A 2,049-nucleotide genomic window follows, 5' to 3' on the forward strand; every position below is an offset into this window, starting at 1 on the left:
ACCCAGAAGCGCTCGGCGTCGTCGCTGTAGGGCCGAATGCCCAGGCTCGCCTTGTCACGGTATTGCTTGTCCGAGAACCGGATCAGTTCGGTGGGGTTGAGCTTGCCGGCAAGCTCACAGCCTTTTTTGAGCAATAACCCGGCGGGCAGCTCGCGGTAGGCATGACGCTCGACCGCCTCCGACAGTGCCTTGGCACATGCCACCTTGACATCAACGGAACGCCCCCAGCCTGTTCGATTGGCGCCGCCATCGCGCTCAACCTGGGCCGCCGCCAGATAGTCCCCACCGGCTTCGCCGCGGTCGATGATCCTGACCATCGGCTTGAGCAAAGCGGGGTTCCCGGTGCCTCCATGACGTGGTGGCACGCCGCCGAGAAATGCCGCGGCAATGAAAAGATGCTTGTCTGGCCCGCACAGTGCACTCACTGCCTGTCCATAGGCGGCCCCTGCCTCAACATACGCAATACTGCTGGCGGTAGCCGCAGAAGCCAGCCTCTGCAGGGCCGCCCCGCCAGCCGTCAACGCCACATCCAGCGGGCAGTCCGGAAGGTTGCTTTCAGCAAAAATAGCCAGCAGCGCCTGGCTGCGAAAGAAGTCGTAGAGATTGGGAAAAGCCTGGTATGACGCCGCAGTGGCTGGCATATCGAACGGCCGGAGAAAGGCTCCGGCCACGGCCCAATGCACTTCATAAACGCCAGCCTCAACAACGCCCAGGTTTTCGCGGAAGAAAACTACAAAACGCAAACCAGCCAGGCCCTCTGCCTGCGGCCCTACGGCCAGCAGGCTGGCCAATGCCTCAAAAGACAGCACCCCGGCAGGGCCGGCCTCTGCAACGCCCGAATAGCGAGGCACCGTCAGTTCAATATCTCCGCCCTGCAGCAAGGACACCTCGAACCCGCCCTGGACCGCTTTTTGGTAGGGCCGCTGCATCCGCCTTTCCTGAAGCAGCCTATCCGCCACAAACCGATGGTCCACCAGCACGCCCGCCTCCAGCATGGCGTCCATAAAGCCGCCAAATCGCGAGGCTGGCCATTTGGCTTCGGCCATGCTTGCCAGTTCTGCCCGTGTTTTGCTGCCGTCGCACCAATGAAAAAGCGCCCGCAAGAATTTTGCAGGCGCCTTGATGGTCAGCTCTTCATCTTTGGCCCGTAGCGTTAAAACACCGCCCTGAATCAAGGCGGCGCCTGCCAGCACGGGCGTGATTCCGGCGTCGAACTGAGTTTGTTCCTGGTGATTTACCTTTTCGCTCACGCGGCAATGGTACTCACCTGGTCAACAAAGCTGGCCGCAGCCGCATCAAYGGYCARGGCTTGCCACGGCGYACCCAGTTGCACGGGACCYTGCTGGCAAGGGCTGAAGGCCAGGAAGCCTTCTACAAACAAACCGCAGCCCTGCTCAGTGATGATGTTGTACAACCGGGTTTCCGGCGGCATGTGGTGAAACACCGGACGCGCATGCACCCAGCCCGACACATGCGCAAACTGTTCGGGCAGGTCGATCGCCAGGGGAACGGCCGGCGGCATCTCGGGGCTGACCGCATTGCGTTTTTCGTACAGGTAATGGTTCAGGTTGAAGGTGCCCCAGCCTTCGGAAGCCACGCCATCTTGCGTGCGGCTGACCCACAGCGGGTGCTCGTCCGACATGATCAGGCACTGGTCGCCCAGGCCGCGCAGCTCGATGATCTTGCGCGACATGCCCAGCACMGGCTGCTCCAGCGCGGCCACCTTGCGGGGGCCCAGRTTYGTCATMACCAGRTCRCCCACSGCGACGTCTTCCACCGGCTTGCTGGAGCCGTCGGCCATCAACACACGGTTACCGGCCAGGAAGCAGGAGCCGGTATCGCAGGAACCGCATGAAGCTGGAATGAGGTCATCCTGGGCCGTCTGACCCTGCGGCTTTGAGCGATAAGGCCGCTTGGTAACCGACCAGCCTTCGTTCACGTCGTCCTGGGCATTCCTGCTCGGKATGTATGACTCGTCTTTGCCAACAAAAAGACCGCCTTTGAAAATGCCACCCATTTTTAACTCCGGTTAATTGCAATCATGAAAAC

2 protein-coding genes are annotated in these 2,049 nt (G+C 61.1%); both read right to left on the reverse strand.

The features are described from left to right. A partial coding sequence (locus AC1D1X_RS21645) for a hypothetical protein (protein WP_477699150.1) occupies positions 1–1,250 on the reverse strand: 1,250 nt, incomplete at its 3' end. Next, complete coding sequence (locus AC1D1X_RS21650; RefSeq protein WP_477699151.1) at positions 1,247–2,017, reverse strand: Hint domain-containing homing endonuclease; 771 nt, start codon at positions 2,015–2,017, stop codon at positions 1,247–1,249. The genes AC1D1X_RS21650 and AC1D1X_RS21645, both read right to left, overlap by 4 nt. Positions 2,018–2,049 lie beyond the last annotated feature (32 nt).

This window comes from Polaromonas sp. P1_G4 (genome assembly GCF_056405475.1).